Source organism: Agrobacterium salinitolerans, assembly GCF_027498475.1.
Classification (GTDB): Bacteria; Pseudomonadota; Alphaproteobacteria; order Rhizobiales; family Rhizobiaceae; genus Agrobacterium; species Agrobacterium salinitolerans.
This window is the reverse complement of sequence record NZ_JAPZLN010000014.1, coordinates 1-17,056: the sequence shown is the minus strand read 5'-3', so window position 1 is coordinate 17,056 and position 17,056 is coordinate 1. Positions and strand designations below refer to the sequence as shown.

The 17,056-nt window shown below is 57.9% G+C and carries 16 protein-coding genes and 2 pseudogenes; 4 read left to right on the top strand and 14 right to left on the bottom strand.

The genetic code is table 11. The annotated features are described in order from the left end of the window. Positions 1-113: 113 nt before the first annotated feature. Complete coding sequence (locus O9X91_RS23730) at positions 114-554, bottom strand: ATP-binding protein (RefSeq protein ID WP_193559334.1); 441 nt, start codon at positions 552-554, stop codon at positions 114-116. Continuing rightward, a pseudogene (locus O9X91_RS23920) lies at positions 469-896 on the bottom strand (ATP-binding protein); the annotation flags it as partial. The pseudogene O9X91_RS23920 and the gene O9X91_RS23730, both read right to left, overlap by 86 nt. A 3-nt stretch (positions 897-899) precedes the next feature. On the opposite strand from O9X91_RS23920, the pseudogene O9X91_RS23720 reads away from it, so the two are divergent. Beyond that, positions 900-1,079, top strand: a pseudogene (locus tag O9X91_RS23720) (helix-turn-helix domain-containing protein); the annotation flags it as partial. Positions 1,080-1,255: 176 nt separating this feature from the next. Here the strand turns inward: O9X91_RS23720 and O9X91_RS23715 are convergent. From O9X91_RS23715 to O9X91_RS23700, 4 genes are all read right to left on the bottom strand, one after another. Next, positions 1,256-2,080 (bottom strand): hypothetical protein, encoded by an 825-nt coding sequence (locus O9X91_RS23715; RefSeq protein ID WP_142914284.1) that lies wholly within the window; start codon positions 2,078-2,080, stop codon positions 1,256-1,258. Between the two features lie 179 nt (positions 2,081-2,259). Then, positions 2,260-3,285, bottom strand: a complete 1,026-nt coding sequence (locus tag O9X91_RS23710) for an MBL fold metallo-hydrolase (protein WP_142914285.1) — start codon at positions 3,283-3,285, stop codon at positions 2,260-2,262. Between the two features lie 247 nt (positions 3,286-3,532). Then, positions 3,533-4,174 (bottom strand): TetR/AcrR family transcriptional regulator, encoded by a 642-nt coding sequence (locus O9X91_RS23705; RefSeq protein ID WP_269834420.1) that lies wholly within the window; start codon positions 4,172-4,174, stop codon positions 3,533-3,535. Positions 4,175-4,557: 383 nt separating this feature from the next. Continuing rightward, on the bottom strand, positions 4,558-4,740 hold the full coding sequence (locus O9X91_RS23700) for a hypothetical protein (RefSeq protein WP_161596399.1): 183 nt from the start codon (positions 4,738-4,740) through the stop codon (positions 4,558-4,560). A 170-nt stretch (positions 4,741-4,910) separates the two neighbouring features. Between O9X91_RS23700 and O9X91_RS23695 the strand changes: the two genes are divergently transcribed. Further along, on the top strand, positions 4,911-5,363 hold the full coding sequence (locus O9X91_RS23695) for an amidohydrolase family protein (protein WP_269833179.1): 453 nt from the start codon (positions 4,911-4,913) through the stop codon (positions 5,361-5,363). A gap of 92 nt (positions 5,364-5,455) precedes the next feature. Here the strand turns inward: O9X91_RS23695 and O9X91_RS23690 are convergent, their stop codons facing one another. The 8 genes from O9X91_RS23690 to O9X91_RS23655 all read right to left on the bottom strand — a co-directional run bounded on the left by O9X91_RS23690 (position 5,456) and on the right by O9X91_RS23655 (position 15,445). Further along, positions 5,456-6,631 carry an alanine racemase gene (locus O9X91_RS23690; RefSeq protein ID WP_142914288.1) on the bottom strand — a complete coding sequence of 392 codons (1,176 nt, stop codon included), beginning with the start codon at positions 6,629-6,631 and terminating at the stop codon, positions 5,456-5,458. 78 nt (positions 6,632-6,709) lie between these two features. Further along, positions 6,710-8,113 (bottom strand): MmgE/PrpD family protein, encoded by a 1,404-nt coding sequence (locus tag O9X91_RS23685; protein WP_142914289.1) that lies wholly within the window; start codon positions 8,111-8,113, stop codon positions 6,710-6,712. Between the two features lie 4 nt (positions 8,114-8,117). Continuing rightward, the gene (locus O9X91_RS23680) at positions 8,118-8,873 is read right to left on the bottom strand and encodes an ABC transporter ATP-binding protein (protein WP_142914290.1); all 756 of its coding nucleotides are present in this window, start codon (positions 8,871-8,873) and stop codon (positions 8,118-8,120) included. Next, positions 8,873-9,916, bottom strand: a complete 1,044-nt coding sequence (locus O9X91_RS23675; protein WP_142914291.1) for an ABC transporter substrate-binding protein — start codon at positions 9,914-9,916, stop codon at positions 8,873-8,875. The genes O9X91_RS23680 and O9X91_RS23675 overlap by 1 nt, the downstream gene beginning before the upstream one ends. A gap of 38 nt (positions 9,917-9,954) precedes the next feature. Then, on the bottom strand, positions 9,955-10,713 hold the full coding sequence (locus O9X91_RS23670) for an ABC transporter permease (RefSeq protein WP_142914292.1): 759 nt from the start codon (positions 10,711-10,713) through the stop codon (positions 9,955-9,957). After that, entirely contained in the window at positions 10,710-11,516 is an 807-nt protein-coding gene (locus tag O9X91_RS23665; RefSeq protein WP_142914293.1) for an ABC transporter permease, read from the bottom strand. Before O9X91_RS23665 ends, O9X91_RS23670 begins: the two co-directional genes overlap by 4 nt. Positions 11,517-11,702: 186 nt before the next feature. Continuing rightward, positions 11,703-13,406: a hydantoinase B/oxoprolinase family protein gene (locus tag O9X91_RS23660; protein WP_142914294.1), complete on the bottom strand. Its 1,704-nt coding sequence runs from the start codon at positions 13,404-13,406 to the stop codon at positions 11,703-11,705. Further along, positions 13,406-15,445, bottom strand: a complete 2,040-nt coding sequence (locus tag O9X91_RS23655) for a hydantoinase/oxoprolinase family protein (RefSeq protein ID WP_142914295.1) — start codon at positions 15,443-15,445, stop codon at positions 13,406-13,408. Before O9X91_RS23655 ends, O9X91_RS23660 begins: the two co-directional genes overlap by 1 nt. A gap of 110 nt (positions 15,446-15,555) precedes the next feature. Here O9X91_RS23655 and O9X91_RS23650 point away from each other — a divergent pair, with 110 nt between their 5' ends. Further along, positions 15,556-16,497, top strand: coding sequence for a LysR family transcriptional regulator (locus O9X91_RS23650; protein WP_142914296.1), 942 nt, complete (start codon positions 15,556-15,558; stop codon positions 16,495-16,497). A gap of 321 nt (positions 16,498-16,818) precedes the next feature. After that, positions 16,819-17,056, top strand: a 238-nt coding sequence (locus O9X91_RS23645; RefSeq protein WP_269834419.1) for a hypothetical protein, incomplete at its 3' end; no start/stop codon positions are given.

Sequence of the window (17,056 nt, the reverse complement as noted above, 5' to 3'; positions counted from 1 at the left end):
CGAAGTCTGTCTGCGTAGGAATACATGAACTACCTCCTTGGTGGTCCAAGTTTTCGTCCGCACCCCCGGTTTTTCCACCGAGAAGTGAGCCACCTCTGAGTATGGTTTTCTGATCAGGTTTTGGTCAAGGGATTGGCCTTTTCTCCTCTCTTCTGTGCGGCTGCAGCCGAGCTGGCTTTGAATCGGAAGCTGTCGTTTCCAGTTTCGAGGATGTGACAACGGTGGGTCAGCCGGTCCAGCAGAGCCGTTGTCATCTTGGCATCGCCGAAGACGGTGGCCCATTCGCTGAAGCTGAGGTTGGTGGTGATGACGACGCTGGTGCGCTCGTAGAGCTTACTCAGCAGGTGGAAGAGTAGCGCTCCGCCTGAGGCACTGAACGGAAGGTATCCGCGTTCATCGAGGATCAGCAGATCGAGACAAACCAGCGTCTCAGCGATTTGGCCTGCCTTGCCTTTAGCCTTCTCCTGCTCAAGCGCGTTGACCAGTTCGATGATCGAGAAGAAGCGGACCTTGCGGCGATGATGCTCGATCGCCACCGAGGGCGGTCGCCACATGTGTTTTTCCTGTGCCAGGTCCGCCGACAAGCACGACATTCTGCGCTCCGTCGATGAACTCGCATCGGTGCAACTGGCGCAGATTCAGCACATGCGTCTTAGTCGCCACGCCTTGATCCAGAGCCAGTTCCACAGCCCTGACGACAACCTGTTCGTCGTGATGAAGCACCAGAGCGAGGATGTCGGCCATCTCCCGATCACCACCGGCACGGCGAAGCATCTGGTCCTGCAGTTGTCGAAAGCCAGCGGCAATTCCAGGAAAGGCGCACCATTGCGCAGGGCTCCGGGTTTGCGCTGGATGACCGCAAGGTAATGCCGCCAGTCATAAATCGTCCTCGGCGGTTTCAATATCAAAAAAGCCTGCGTCTCTATGCAGCCCGAAATCTGATGCTGACAGAGCGGGTCGATGCCAATACCGCAGCGGTCAGAGTGGGATACGAAAGTGTACCCCAGTTCAGCCGCGAGTATTCACGTATGTTTGGAGCGCCTCCGCGTCGCGACGTGCAAACAACAAGGCAGCGATGAACGAAGTAGAAAGTAACCGCTTCATTTCTTTAACAGTAAACCCTATGCCCCATTCACGGTCGACGGAAACAAATGTTCTCCTTCAGCGTGGTGCAGAGCAAAGTCACAATCGCTTGCCGCCAAGGGCCGGCAGTTAAGCATGGCCCCCAATTCCTCCCAATGGTTCTCCGCAGTCATCATTGTTCTCGCTGCAAGTACTGGTTCGTCGTTTCCCAAGCCACGGATTGAAGGTATTTTGCGACGTTCTCCTCAAATCCGGCTGTATAACTGAGGCCTACTGGATTTTTATTGAAAATTGCCGCGTAGGTCGTCAGGGCTGCCAGATATGATCCCTCAGGCGTCGGGTGCCGCTTGTCAGCCATATAGAGATTGATATCGGGACGCTCCTTGACTGATCTGGCAAAGGCCAGACCTGCAGGAATAACCAGTGCCTTGTTTTCGTTTCCGATGCGCGTGTAGGCTTCGGCTAGTTGTTCTGTCATCTCTGGCTTATCGAGGTAGGCCCACGACATGAAGAAAACGGGCTCAGCACCGTTCTTTCTGACGGTTTCCGAATGTTTGGCCGCATATTCGTAGAATATGTCCTTCAGCTGTGGATGGACCGGGCATTGGCTGCAGTCCATCATAATAGCCAGGTCGAACAGACGCTCCGGATTATTGAAAGTGACCACGTTTTTACTGTCGATCGTGTAACGGCCCACCGCATTGGGTCGGAAATACGAGCCGACGTCGTGCCAATCGAAACCGGAGCCGCTTATCGTCACCTGTGCGTTGCGGAGCTTATATTCAGGGTCGGCCGCGGCGAGGATTCTCGAGATAAACCCGCTGATCCCATTGTTGAAGTAAAAGAAGCTGTTCCCGATATAGATGATCGACTCGGGGCGTTCTATCCCCGTGGTCTGAACTGTCGGCCTGGTCTGCGCGAAGCTCGTTGAGCTTGTCGTCAAAAGAGCGGACACCACCAATAAAGCGGCGTTTACGGCATTCTTTAGGCTTTTCATTATCTGATCTCCCTGTCTGATAACGCGATCGAAATTGCTTGCTCAGGTTGATTGTCACCGAAGTGTCCCTGATTTCCGGCCTGAGGTTCTGACAGGACCCGCATGGGCTCCTCCTCCGGGTGCGTCAGGGTCAAAATAGCTGGATATGAAGATGGCCGGATACCCGGCCCTCAGCTTGCTCATTGATATGCAGCGAGCCCGGCGGCAGCGCACGACTGCGCTGTTTGCACATAGGCAATGACGCGGTCATTGCCTATCACCCAGGGATTGTTATCCCGGCCGGATGGTTGGCTAAGCGCTGCGTTCTTTTCGATCGTGTTATCCAGGCCTGGATGGTTGGCGATGACAACGTCCGCGCCGCTTTCTCTGATGACGCTCTTGAACCTTTCCGCTGACTCGACATAGGTCTTGAACCAGTTGAGCTTCTCTTCCCCTTGAGCTCCGCTGAAGCCGAAACCGGTTCCTCCCCACTGCGCGACTTTCCGCTCCTTCGGTCCGTCTTTGACGGTGAAGATGGTAGACACAGTGCCTGGAGTATGACCCGGAGTGACGTAGAAGGAAAAGGAAGCCGAACCAAGACGGAAGGTCTCGCCATCCTTGATCACCATATCCTTCTTTGGTTTCTGGGCAGGGTCACGCTTGTCCTTAGCCAGGAAATCCCACTCGGCGTCGGACATCATTACGCGTGCGCTGTACTTGTCTTGCAGATAGCGAGCACCACCGTAGTGATCACCATGCGCATGACCGACGATGATATACTTGATATTTTTAGGGTCGAAACCCTGCTCCCGCAATCCTTTTTCGATAAGAACAGGACCGGAGTCAGGATTGAGCGTGTCGATGAGCACCAACCCCTCACCAGTGTCGATTGCCCACGCGGAAGCGGAGCTTTCCCAGAAAGCGTACTCGCCCACGTAGTAGAGGTTGTCGAAAACTTTTGCGGACCCCGCTTTTTCGATCGACTCCTTACGAGCTTCGTCCGGCTGGGCAATCTTGCCCGCATTCGCATTTTCGATGCGAGGGCAAAGCATGTTGTACAGATTGAAGTGCTCCGTCCCAGCGGCTTCAAAGGCTTTCCGGAAATTGTCGGCAACGCTGCTGCCGTCTGCTGCTTTCAGCGGCAAGGGCCATAAGATAAGACTGACGATGCTCGCGGCAAGAGCGAACCTTCCTCTGCGGTTCGCGATCACGTGTGATGATGTCATGTGAATTCCTCCATTTTCCAGGGAGGTCAAGACAAGCGTCAGCGCTCGGCACACGTGCCGAAGCCGCGTCCACTCCCTATCGGAGAAGCAACCGCTCCTCTTTCTTCTCCCGGTCGCGAGTGTAACGTACTATTTCGTTAATTCAACACATTCTGCTGACGCCGGATCATTAGGGCAGTTCATTCAGAGACGGCCGTCTTCTCGGACGCCGGCATCGGGACCGGTAAAATGCTCGGTCTCACGCACATCAGGCTGTCTTCAGATAACTGAGCACCACGTCGGAAATCATGGCCTTATGCCGTTCAACGGTGTCGGTCGCGGAAAGATCGAGTCGATAAATCGTGCCGAATGTATGCTTGTTGGAGACACGGAAAAAGCAGAACGCGCTGATCAACATGTGCAGGTCGACAGCCTCAACCTTGCGTTTGAAGACACCGCTTTCCAGGCCGCGAGTGAGGATGTCGTCGAGCACTTCGATCACGGAGATGTTTAGGTCCCGAATGACTTCCGATCGCATCATATGTGCGGCATAGTGGATGTTTTCGATGCTGACGAGCCGTACGAAAACAGGATTGGATTCGTCATGGTCGAAAGTGGACGAAATCAACTTGGTTAGCGCCACGTCCGGGGCAAGGTCTCCAAGCTGCAGGTCCGCCTCCACAGACCGAATTTTACGGTATGCTCTCTCCAAAACCGCGAGGTAGAGTCCTTCCTTGCTCCCGAAGTAGTAGTAGATCATGCGTTTCGAAGTCCGGGTCAGCGCAGCGATCTGATCAATCCTGCCCCCTGCCAAGCCATTTCCAGCGAATTCTTCCGTCGCGACATCCAAGATATTCTCCTGAGTTCGCGTTGGATCTTTCCGTCTTGTTTTCATGAGCGTTATTGCCATCGCAGTCTCGTATTCTGGCGGCGCAGATTGCCTGAAGTGTTGAGGGAGCGGCTCACAGAGCCCAATGTTGTCCGGGCCTTTGACGATATCAGTGAGCCTGCCGTTCGGGTAGGCCTCTAGATGGACGGCGCTGACTTCGTTGCATTGGCAGGGTTGCGACGGTTGATCACCCCGGCCGCCGTGTCAAATTGTGCCTGTGTCGAAGTCGCGCTTTGAAAAAGACGCAGTTCCCCACCTTTCCCTCGTTACGGAAAATGGCAATCCGGCTGCTCCGGACGAAGGTCAGGTGCGGCGAGAACGAATACCAATCCGCTCCAACCAGTAGCGTTGCCGAACCCAGCTCTCTTGGTTGGCATCCCTAATCCAATCCCGTCCTTGGACGGTCAACCCACGAGGGGTTCAGCCTCGCACAAAACCACGCACTCGATCTTGCCCGGACCCTGATGGTTCCGGTCACCCTCTTCGAAATCGATGGCGAGATCGGCGTCATGCCTTCCGCCGAGTATGACGGCGATGAAGACGCCATCATCAACGAATATGATCCGTTTGCTTATGGATCGGCTCATTGAACCGATCACCCCTTCGGGGGAAGGCGCGCCGCTTGCGTTGCCGCGCTCACAAGGGAGGCTTCGCCGCGAGTGACCTTGCCCCCAAGTTTTATCCAGTTTTGAGTTCGCTCCAGCGGTTTATAGAAGCTTGATGATGGAATCGCAATTTCAGCTGCCCGAAACTCTAAGTGACGCTCCTAGCGCCGCTTGGCTGGCACATTCAACTCCATGCAATGGCGGATCAGATCGCTGCTTACGCTCCCTTGCTTAAAAGGCTTCCGTGCCAAATAGTCTTCGATCATTTTGCTCGATTGCCAGCAAAAGGTGGATTGGAGCATCCCGCCTACGAGGTCGTGTGCGATATGCTCGCAGAAAAGCGGGCATGGATAAAATTATCCGCTCCCTACCTGGTGTCGCACGGTTCGAGCGCTGATCTCCAAGTGGCGTCACTCGGCTCGGCGCTTGTGCACAATTCGCCAGAGCGAGTCGTGTGGGGAAGCGACTGGCCTCATATGACCGAAGCGTCCAAGCCGGAGTTCCAGAGGCTGAAAGATATGGTCAATCCTATGGCTCAGGGGGATACGACGCTCCTCCGCCAGATTTTCATATCTAACCCGAACGCGCTCTACGGTTTCCGCTGACCTTAAGTGTCCTACAACCGTCTTGCCTGAGTGGCGATACCTACAATCGCCAAATGCAGATCGCCAACTCGTCATGACGGAGTACCCGAGTGTCAGGCACCGCGTGCGTCGATCGGCCAGATATCGAGAAGTATGTCATCGCGGACGACATGGATGAAATCATAGAGGTTCACCGTCGGATCGCAGTGCGGCACCTGCAACTCGAGGAGCGAACCTACAGGCATGATTTCATCGTCCGCGAGCGTCACTGTGCCATGTTCGTCGCTGGTCGGCTTGTAGGTCGCGCCGGGCCTGCCGCCGCGCCTGATTACCGGCGCCGTTCCGTGCTTGGCAACAAAACGCTTTTCGCCACCATCCGTTGTTGCAATGCCGGGATGATTGGAGCTAATGACGCGCACAGCGGCAAACAGGCTGGTTGGAAAAAGCGGTTTCGCCGATCCATCCGGATCGACAACATCGTATTCCGCATCCATCAGGGCATAGCTGCCGCACTGGAATTCGGTATAGAGGCCGAGCGCCGTCTCCTGAAGAAAGGCGCCGGTGCTGCCGCCCGAGACGACCGGCTTTTCGCCGTGAATGAAAGGCTCGATCACATCCAGAGCCTTGCGGATGCGAACCGCGGCCTCCTCGGCGCCAGCCATCCGGCCGGCGATATCTGGACGGTGCGACAGATGCCCGGCATACGCCTGAAGCCCCACCAGGCAAAGCCAATCTGCCTGATCCACTATCCGCGCAAGTGCCGAAAGATCCTTCGCTTCGGACAGACCCGAGCGATGCCGGCCCATGTCGAGATCGATCAGTACCCGGATCGTGATCCCGCGCGTCTCTGCGGCCTGCCCCAATGCCGCCGCCGTATCGACATTGTCGAGGACCAGCGTCAGCCGGCAGCGATTTGCCGCCTCCACCAGACGATCAAGCGTCGTGCCCGGTGCGAAGGTCGATGTCAAAAGAATATCGGTTATGCCGCCATCGGCAAAAACCTCGACTTCACCCGGTGTTGCAACACAGATACCGACGGCGCCGGCGGCGAGCTGCCGTTTGGCGATCCCCAGCGTTTTGTGCGCCTTGGCATGTGGCCGAAGGTCAACGCCAAGTTTGCTGCAACGCTCCTGCATGTTAGCGATATTCGCATCGAGCGTGTCGAGTTCAACGAGCAGAGCAGGCGTCAGCAGCTTCTGGCGGCCGCCCTCGCTACCTATAAATGCGGCGTTGCGTGCGGTGATCGTACGCGGAGAAATCTGACCTCCATCTTGATCGTCAGACCGCATCTACCTTACCCTCGCATCTGTCATCGCACCCTCCAGTGAAAGCAAACTCGGACCCAACCAACTTCGAACGCTTATCTTTCACCGGCCCCGTGCATGCATGAACAGCTTGAGCATTTGTTTGCCGTCTGGCTGCCCATCCAGGTCCATGACGAAATCCTGGAGTTCTTCGACCGATGCGCCGGTGGCGCCAAAACCCCATTCCAGGCATGAGGCGAATTTTGCCAATACTTCGACATGGGTCATTGGCTCGTCGGGAGCGCCCTTCATCGTCAGCTTTTCAGCGGCGTAAACGCGTCCGTCATGAGTGGTGATCGAGACACGGGCCGGGGCGACGGCGGTTTCGTCGTAGTCGGGCGTCGAACACGTGTCGATCGTGGCGGCGTAAGCAACGTCTTTGGCACCAATGCGCTCGGGCGTGAACGAGCGGATCGACACCTCGCCATCTGCAAGCGCCGCGGCGAATGCATAGGCAGCATTGAATTGCGCATGGACGACCAGCGTCGGATGAGATCGATCAAAGGCCGCGCCGACGATCTTGCGGTTCACCTCGCCAAGTTCGATCAGCCCGCTCTTCACATCGACCGGCTTGAGGCCCTTAGCCCTCAGCTCCAGCGCCAACTGGATCACCGTATGATTGCATCGGCAACAGGGGTAGGGCTTCATAGAAAGGTCGCGAACCTGCCAGAGCGTACCGAATTCAGCGACGACGATCTCAGGCTTCACTTCACCGCGTTCTTGGAGATTGAACAGTCCCGACTGACCTTCGAGAAAGCGATGCGGGCCGGTTATGCCGCCGCGAGCAAGATGCGCTGCAAGCACGCCGGAGCGGGCAGCGAAACCAGGACCAACGCGCTTTGCCAATGCACCGTCAGCGATGAACTGGGTCGTACCGGAGAGTTGCACGAATGCGAGCCCGAGCGCACTGAGTGCCTGTGCCTCGTCGAGCTGGAAGATCTTGGAGACTGCGGCCGCGGCGGAAATCGTACCGAGTGCCGTCGTCGGATGCCAGCCCTTGCCGAGAGAATTATAACAGGCAAGGCCGAGCCGGCAGAATACCTCGACGCCGACGGCCACCGCCAGAATGATATCTTGTCCGCTGATTGTCCGGTCCTCGGCTTCCATTGCTGCGAGCACCGCCGGAAGCACGACGCAGAACACATGCACCCGGGCAGGATCGTGCTGGTCGTCGAAGTCGAGCGCATGGGCCGCCGCCCCGTTGGCAAGCGCCGCGCTCACCGGGTTGACCTTGTTGGAGCCCAGCAGGAGCGTCGACAGACCGCCGGTTTCCCAAGCCTCAAGCGAGTCGACCAGTTCCTGCATGCCCGGCGCCTTGGCCGCCCCGGCAATGACACCGAGCGTATCGAGCGTGAACAGCTTGATGATCGTTACGACATCCGTCGGCAGATCGTCGTAGCGGATCGCGGCGACGGATTTCGCAAGTTCGGCACCATAAGATCGAGTTGCGGTCGTCACGTCAGCCATATCATCATACCTCGATATCGTGGCGCAACAGTTCAGCGATTTCGCGGCGCAGCTGAACGAATTCCGGCGAAAGCTTCATGTCGTCATGCCGTGGTCGCGCAAAGGGGACGCGGATTTCCCGCAGCACCCGTGCCGGGCGTTTGGAGAAAACGAGAATGCGATCGGCGAGATAAAGGGCCTCCTCGATACCATGGGTTACGAACAACACCATCTTTCGTTCGGCTTCCCAGATGCGCACGAGTTCGTCCTGCAGGATGTCGCGCGTCTGAACGTCAAGCGCTCCAAACGGCTCGTCCATCATCAGTATGCTGGGCTGGATGCAGAAGGCGCGGGCGATGCCAACGCGCTGCTGCATGCCGCCAGACAACTGATGCGGCCACGCATGCTCGAAACCCTTGAGGCCGACGAGATGGAGATAGTGCATTGCACGCTCCGTTCGCTCTGCCTTCGACACCCCCATGATCTCCAGGCCGAAGGCAACGTTTTCCAGGGCAGTCCGCCACGGAAAAAGATCCGCGCCCTGGAAAACCATGCCCCGACCGAAGCCTGTCTTGCCTGTAATGTCCTCGCCATTGAGCAGTATCTTACCCGTATCGGCGGACACCAGGCCATTGATGATCTGGAGAAGGGTGGACTTCCCGCAGCCGGAAGGTCCGAGGAGGGCGACGAACTCGCCATCCTCGACTTCCAGCGATTGCGGCACGATGACCTCTGTCTCAGCAAAGGACTTCGAAACATTCGTAATCGACAGATGCGCCATTAGCCCAGATCTTTCAAAGCCAGTTCGAGATAGGTGCGATCGATAACCTTGTTTAGATCGACGGTGCCCTTCAGCGCTCCAGCCTGCTTGTAGACCGGTATGATCTTTGAGAATTGATCAACATTGAGCGGCGCCATGTCGCCCGGGAAGGCTTTGATATCGGTCGTCAGGGTCTGCCAGACTGGCTTGAGGACGTCGTCGCCGGCGGCCTTCAGGTCCTTCGACGAGGCAAAGTCGCCCACACGGGCCTTGTACCATTCGTAATCGGTGTTGGTCTTGCGGAAGGAAGTCAGAACGGACTTGATGACCGCAACGGCCGCTGCCTTGTTCTCTTCCGCCTTCAGCCACTCGGCTGTGGAGATGATAACGGCAGAGAACCAGTTGTCGAATTCCTGCCATGGGCGAACGAGGATCTGGTAGTTGCCCTGGCCGGCAAGCTGAGTTGCTTGTTCGACATGCATCGGAACGGCGTCGACACGGCCAGCGAGGAGCGCGCGGGCGCGGTCGCCGGAGCTGCCCATTTCGACAAAATTGATCGACGTAGCATCGATGTTACGTTTGGCGAGCGCGCCCAGCAGCATCACGTACATGAAATCGCCAATGCTGTTGACTGCGATCGTGCCGCCATTCTTGGCGACGTCTTCCAGTCCTTTGGTCTTGTCGGCGTTAACGACGATGACCTGCGAGGTGTTGCTGTATGAGAGCCCTATGATTTTGAGGTCTGCACCAGCTTCGGCGCCGGCAAGCGTCGAGGCGACATCTGCATCACCGAGATCGGCCGAGCCGGCAATGACTTCCTGGGCGATCTGGGGGATCTTTGCCGTTGGGCGCACTTCGGGTGCTCCAAAGCCCGGGATCTTCTGGAGTTCCATGCGCAGCGCCGTCTGCATCGGCACGTTGACAGCCGCGGCGGAAGCGAGCGTATTGATCTTCAGGATATGGCCGGATTGGGCGAAAGCCTTTGATACCGGGCCGAGTGCAATCATACCGGCACCTGCAAGGCCGGTGCGCAGGACGTCACGTCTGTTAATATTTCCAAGCATGTAATTCCCCTTTTTTTGCTTTGCGGATGGGTTTTTGCTTAATCACCGAGGCGGCTAGCGTACCAAGGCGCCGATAGTTGAGCTACGGCGCTCAGGGTGAGGGTGGCTCCCATGCTGATCGCCATCAGGATGACGATCAGGCCGAACAGATTTGCGGTCGAAAGATTGAGGCCAGCATTGTTGAGCAACCCGCCGAAGCCGGCGCTGATGAACATTTCCGCGGTCACCATGGCTCGCAGCGCATGTACCAGCCCAACGCGCGCGGCAATAAGGATGAAGGGGTGCAATGCCGGAAGCAGCACATAACGGAACCGCTGAAAAGGATTGGCGGCAAACGACAGGGCGACGTTCACCAGCTTGGGAGACACGTTTCGTGCTGCCTCCGTCATCGAGATCACCACGTACCAGAGGGTGACGACGAACACGATTGAGACAAGGAAGGTCACGCCACGTCCGAGCATGATGATGAACAGCGGCACGATGGCGGCGGCCGACACGACGATGAACATTGATGCCCATGGCTTGACGATGCTGTAGACGGCGCGCGAACGGCCCATGGCGATCCCGAGCGGCACGCCGACGACCATCGCTAGCACGTAACCCAGAAACATCTGCCACAGCGTGAAGCCGAGCGCCGGCCAAAAACCCGGATCGGCGAGCAAGCCGATGATTGCCGGTCCGACCTGCAGCGGGGTCGCCAGCAGAGCTTCGCCGAGCCCCATACCGGCTGTCTGCCACAGCACGAGGAGAAGCAAGATGCCGAGTGCGTTGATCGCTAGGGAGTCTTTCCTTATCATTTATTTGGCCTCCAGATGCAGATACGGCGCTCGATGATCAGCAGCAATTCCTGGAGCAGGAGCCCGGTGAGGCTGAGAACGACCAGAATTCCGAGCACAGCGGCACTGTCGAATCGTACGGAAGCCTGTTTCATCAACCGGCCGAGGTTGACTGCGGCGAGGAAGAGTTCGGCGGTGATCATAGCGTTGACAGCCCGGACCAAGCCGATCCTAAGTGCTGTAAAGGTGAAAGGCAGGCTCTCGGGAAGCATCACATATTTGGTGCGCTGCCATCCGCTTGCTCCGAAGGAACGACCAACATTTATCAGCTTCCTATCGACATTGCGGGCTCCGCTAGAAATCACAATGATCATGTCGAACATGCACATCATCACCACCAGCGCGATACGCGCCTCCAGATAGAGGCCGAACCAGATCATGATAAAGGGAGCCCATGCCACGCTTGGCACCGCATAGATGAGGTTGACGATCGGATCTAGCAGATCATGCACGAAGCGGATGCGCCCCATGAGAAAGCCGAGCGGGAACGCAATACCGCAGGCTATAACAAAGCCGATTACCATGTGCTGCAATGCGGCGGCAAACGCAGCTGGCAGTTCTCCACTTACGACCATCTCCCCGAGCCGGACGGCAACGGCCGCAGGCGAGGCAAGCACAAAACTGGAATAACGCTGCGCTACCAACTGCCATACGACCAAGCCGGCAACGATCGAGACGAGCATAAGAAGCGTTTCAGAACGGCCGCCGTAACGAAGCCGCGCAGCTTTTACCGGTCGTGTCGCAGCCACGGCTTCACTTGTCATAGCACGGTCCCTTTGACCAACGATCCGTATCGAAGCACTGTCTCACACGTAATCCTATCTATGCAGCAGCATCATTGTAGTTTCGATCAGTTGCTTTCCATCAGGTCCCCGGGTCCCTCTACCTGGAAGAATTTCCAGATCGAGTACGTCATCCGGTAGACCGATCTTCAGCGGCAGGACGTCCGGTCATCGGAGATCACAGCCGTAAATTGTCTTCGCCGCCTTTTCGCTGACATAACCAAAGACCACGTCGCGGCTCACGTCGTCAGGGTTGCGGCTTTTCGGATCACCGTAACCACCACCGCCGGCGGACAGGCAGACGATGCGTCCCCCTTTCTCGAGCGGCAGCGCGCTGTCGTGAACGCCGATCACCCTCTCAGCGCCGGATGTGGTCTTGATGCGATAGTCGTGGCCGCGCGCATCCTTACCGGAGGCGGCGCCGTAGGGAACGACATCGACCCCTTCGCCCGACGCATTCACGATAGCATGTTCAGTCCCCTCGTAACGCAGGACGAGGCGTCCGCCGAGCCCTCCGCGACTTGTGCCGGCGCCGCCGGTGTCAGGCACCAAGCAATATTCCTCCACGACAAAAGGATAGCTCGCCTCGGTCCGCTCGATGCTCGGGGATGGTGTCCCGCCGGGATTGTGCAGGCCGCCGATATTGCTCCAGCCATCATGACCGAGATTGCCGCCGGTGCCACCCTTGTTGAAGAAATAGTGCCAGATGAACGGCCTTCCATCGCGACCATGACCGGAAACAGCGAAACGGAATCGGCGGGCAAAACCTCCGATCGCGCGTGCGGGATCGGCGGTGCTTAGAGCCTGCAATACCGCTTCAATGACGGCGCACGCGGTCGAGGAAGTACACGCGCCGACTGGCGCCGGCACGACCGGCTCGAGCAGACTGCCCTTGCGCGTGATGATCTCGACCGCACGGGCGCTGCCATCGTTCAGCCCTTCGTCCTCACCAGAGAAGTATAGAAAAGCAACCATGACGGCAGCACGAGTATTGGCAAGTGGGCTGTTGATGAACGCCTCGACCTGGTCGGGAGCCTCTGTCAGATCGACGACGGCATGACCATCAGTCACCGTCACCGTGACCGGAATTGGGAGCAGCCCCCCCTCCACACGGTCATATTCCATGTGGCTGAGGCCGCGATAGATGCCATCCGGGCAGGTCCTTAGCAGAGCCCGCATGTTGCCTTCCCCGCTGTTTAGGATCGCGTCGACGGCCCCGTCGATATCGCTTGCTGCGTAACGCTCGAAAAGCTCGCTCAGTCGTCGCACTCCGACTTCGACCGCCGCCAACTGCGCCATCATGTCGCCGTTAAGATCACTGGGGCGACGGGAGTTTTCGGACACCATGCGCAACACGTCGGTCCGCAAGGCGCCACGGCTGACTGCCTTGACCGGCGGGATGCGAAGCCCTTCCTGCCAAATCTCGCGTGCTTCTGCGGCATAACCGCCCGCGGTCATTCCGCCGATATCGCCCTGATGAGCTCGCAGTGCCACCCAAAACCAGATGCGGCCCTCAAGAAAGAATGGCATTGCTAGCGTGATATCTGGAAGATGGCTGCCGCCCCAGTAGGGATCGTTGGCCATCAGCACATCTCCTTCGGCCAGGTCGCCTGCAAAGGCTTCCGCCATCTTCTCCACCGCGAGCGGCATCGCACCCATGTGAATCGGCACGCGTTCAGCCTGCGAAACAGTGTAGAAGCCGGCATCGAGAATGACCGCGGAAAAATCCTGGTTCTGGTTGAGAATTGGGGAGAAACAGGTCCGTGTCATTGTCTCGACCATTTCCTCGGTCACTGCCTTCAGCTTGTGGCGAACGATGGCAATGACAAGCGGATTGAGAGCCTGACGGTTTGACGTGTGTGCCGCGGTCATTATCGGCCTCCTTCCAGGTGCAGACTGCCCTTTTGGTCGAGTCCCACAGAAAAACCTTCCTGTACGAATATGGTCGTCGAAGACGACTCGATGATCGCCGGGCCGGAAAGCGTCATGCCACGGCGGAGGTTTTCCAGCCTGTAGGTCTTTGCGGTAACTGGTTTGCCGAGATAGATCTGCCGTTCAACCGGTGCTGCATCCGGCCAGCCCTGAGGGCGCTCCTCCGGCAGGTCAGCCAGTCGGATTTGTGGCAAGGCACCGAAAACGGAGACCCGCAACGTATCGATGATCGCAGGTTCCGCATCATGGGCATGGCCATAGAGTGATTTATAATTTGCTACGAATGCCGCTTCCATTTTGGCCGGATCCCGCTCGTCGCTGACATCAACTGCAAGGCTGTGGACCTGCCGGGCATAACGGCATTCCAGATGGCGTGTCACCCGCATGTTTTCGGTACCGACGCCGCTCGCCTCCAGTTGTCTGCGGGCCTCGTCCTGCAGTTCGCTGAAGTGGTTTTCCAACTCTACGGCACTTAGATCTCGCAATGGCCGGTCGATGCTGCGCTGCCTGTCCTGACGAACGTCGGCTGCAAGGAAACCCATGGCTGAGAGAACCGAAGCAAGCTCGGGGATCACGATTTTAGGAATCTGCAACTCCCGGGCAACCTCGCTTGCATGCAGCCCACCGGCACCACCGAAGGACATCAGTGCGAAATCGCGCGGGTCCTTGCCGCGCTTAACCGTTGCAAGGCGAATGCCTTCAGCAATCTGCGACGACGCCAGGACATGGATGGCCCAGGCGGCTTCTTCTATGCTCATCCCCAACGGTCCGGCGATATGCTCCTTGATCGCTTGGCGAGCGGCCTCGACCGAAAGCTTCATCTTGCCGCCGAGGAAATTATCCGGATCTATCAGCCCGAGAGCCAGGTTGGCATCCGTCAGCGTCGGGCGCGTGCCACCGCGCAAGAAGCAGGCGGCTCCCGGTACAGCGCCGGCGCTTTCGGGGCCGATAGCTAGAATGCCGCCGGAGTCAATTCGCGCGACGCTACCACCACCGACACCGATCGGATTGATGTCGATTGCCGGAACGGCGATGCGCAGATCCCCCATGTCGCTTCGCTGGGTCTCGATCGGCACCCCATTTTCGATGACGCAGATATCGGTGCTGGTGCCGCCGGTATCATAGGTGACAAGGTTTGGAAGCTTGAGTTCGCGGGCAAACAGCGCGGCGCCCATGGCGCCGCCCGCTGGGCCGCTGGTCACCGCGCCGACTGCACGCCGGCCGGCTTCCGCAATCGGCAACACCCCGCCGGTGGACTGCATGACGAAGATCGGCACGCCAATGCCCTGGCTCGAGAGATCGCCGGAGAGGCGCTGCAGATAGTCCTGCAGGACCGGGCCGACATAGGCATTTACGGTCGCGGTAGACAACCGGTCGTATTCGCCCTGGCGGCTGAGGATATCGCTGCCAAGAGACACATAGGTGTCCCAGCCACTTGCCTCGATGGCATCGAACACAAGCCGTTCATGCGCGGGGTTCTTGTAAGCATGCAGAAGGCAGACGACGACTCCCTTCACACCGTCCTGTCGCAGCTTTGCGATGGCATCGCGCAGCTCACTCATTTCCGGTGTAGTCCCAACCGAACCGTCGGCCATGATCCGCTCGCCGATCTCAAGCCGCTGCGGCCGGTCGATCAATGGCGGTGTTTCGGCGCGCCGTAGGCGGTAACGATCGCCGCGTGACCCTTCTTTCAGTTCCAGGAGATCACGGAAGCCGCGTGTCGTAATCAAACCGAGCTTTGCCCCGTTGCGCTGGATCAGCGTATTGGTGGCAACCGTCGTGCCGTGAATGAACACTTCGATTTCCGGCAGCAGTTCACCGAGCGTCTTTTGCCGGCGGGTGGCAAGAGCGGTCAAGGCATCGATGACGCCGCGGCCGGGATCGTCCGGCGTCGAGGGAACCTTGACGAAATCTGCACCGTTCTTTTCGGATACGACGAGATCGGTGAACGTGCCGCCGACATCAATTCCAACTATCATCTGCTACCTGCCACTTCATTTGTTGAGCAACTAAAGCATGTCGTCGCAGTTGCACCAAGGTCATCAAGAAACCATTTGCGATGCTGGTTTGAGATCGGTTATGGTGAACTATGGATGTCGATGCTCTTCGCTATTTCCTCGCCGTGATCGAAGCCCGCTCCATGCGCGGTGCGGCGGAGGATTTGCATATTGCTCAGTCCGCGCTCAGCCGGCAGATCGGTAATCTCGAAAAGGAACTGGGCGTGTCGCTGCTGGTGCGGCTGCCGCGCGGTGTCAAGCCAACGGAAGCAGGAAAAATGCTCGCCCGGCGCGCGCGCAGCGCCTTGGACCAGCTGGCCCGCGCCCGCGATGACATTACCTCGCTAAGCGGACTGACAACCGGTAAGGTCGCAGTCTCAGCTATCGAACCGGTTGCGGAAGGGCTTCTGATGGATGCCATGCAGCGTATGCAACAGGCCCATCCGGCGATTTCTTTCGATATTCGTGTCGGCAATTCCGCGAAGGTAATTACGCTCTTGCGGGAAGGCATCGTCGAGCTAGCGGTAGCATATAACGCGCCCCATGACCGTGATATCGTAGTCCGTTCAGAGAGCCACGTACCACTGGTCGCGCTTGTCGAGGAAAATCACCCGTTGACGAAGCATAATCGCGTTGCTTCCAAAGCTGGGTTCGGGGCCCGAACCTGCACGTTGAAGGATCTCGCGCCATGGCCACTTGTGTTGCCACCGGCCGGATCGCCGACCCGCACGCTGATCGACGAGGCCGTACGGCGGGCAGTGCTCCCGCTGTTGCAGATTGCGCTGGAAAGTGATTCGGTGCCGGTGCGACTGGCATTCCTGAAGCAGGCAAAGGCAGTAGCGATCATGGCTGACATGTCCGGTAGAATGGCGCGGCCGGGTTATAGGGTGGCAACCATTACTATAGACGATGACATTTTGGCTTCCGGATCGTTGCAGCTTCTCGCTAATCGAGATCATCAGTTGTCGCCGGCCGCATCTGCTTTTGAAAGGCTGCTGCGCAGTTCCATGCGCAGTCTTCGAGGCGAGCGATAGAGGCTAAGCGGCCGAACGACGATTCGTCGTCGATCTATCTTCCGAAAGCTTGGTCCCCACCTTGCGGAAGCTTTCACGGCACAGCAGTCGGCAATATCCGACGATTTGATATAGGCGTACAGCGCAAGGTTGCCAGATGGCGACATAGACGAAATCCAAAACCCGCAGCCTGTTTTGGGGCGGGGGCTTTGAATTAAGGGGCACGCGTGTGTGGATGCCCCCGGTTTGGCAAGAAGATTTTTTGACGGCTGTCCGCGAACGAGGAATTCTATCGGTCGTGTGTCAGGCCTCTCGATGTGGCCTGATTAGCCACGGGCCGGGATGCAGTTCGAAGAACAGGGGCCACATCGGTTCAGAGAGCTTTTTGCTCGAGCGCCGGGACTGGTTTACCCCATTCTGAACATTGAAGTCCTTTCCGCATCGTTCCGTCAGTCGATCTTCCTGCCGGAGCTTTTGGCCCCAGGCATCACCGCATTCCCTTTCGCGAAAGGCAGCGGATCACGCCATTCTGTAATTCTGCTCCCTGGTCATCATTGCCCAAATGATGCGCGCCATCTTA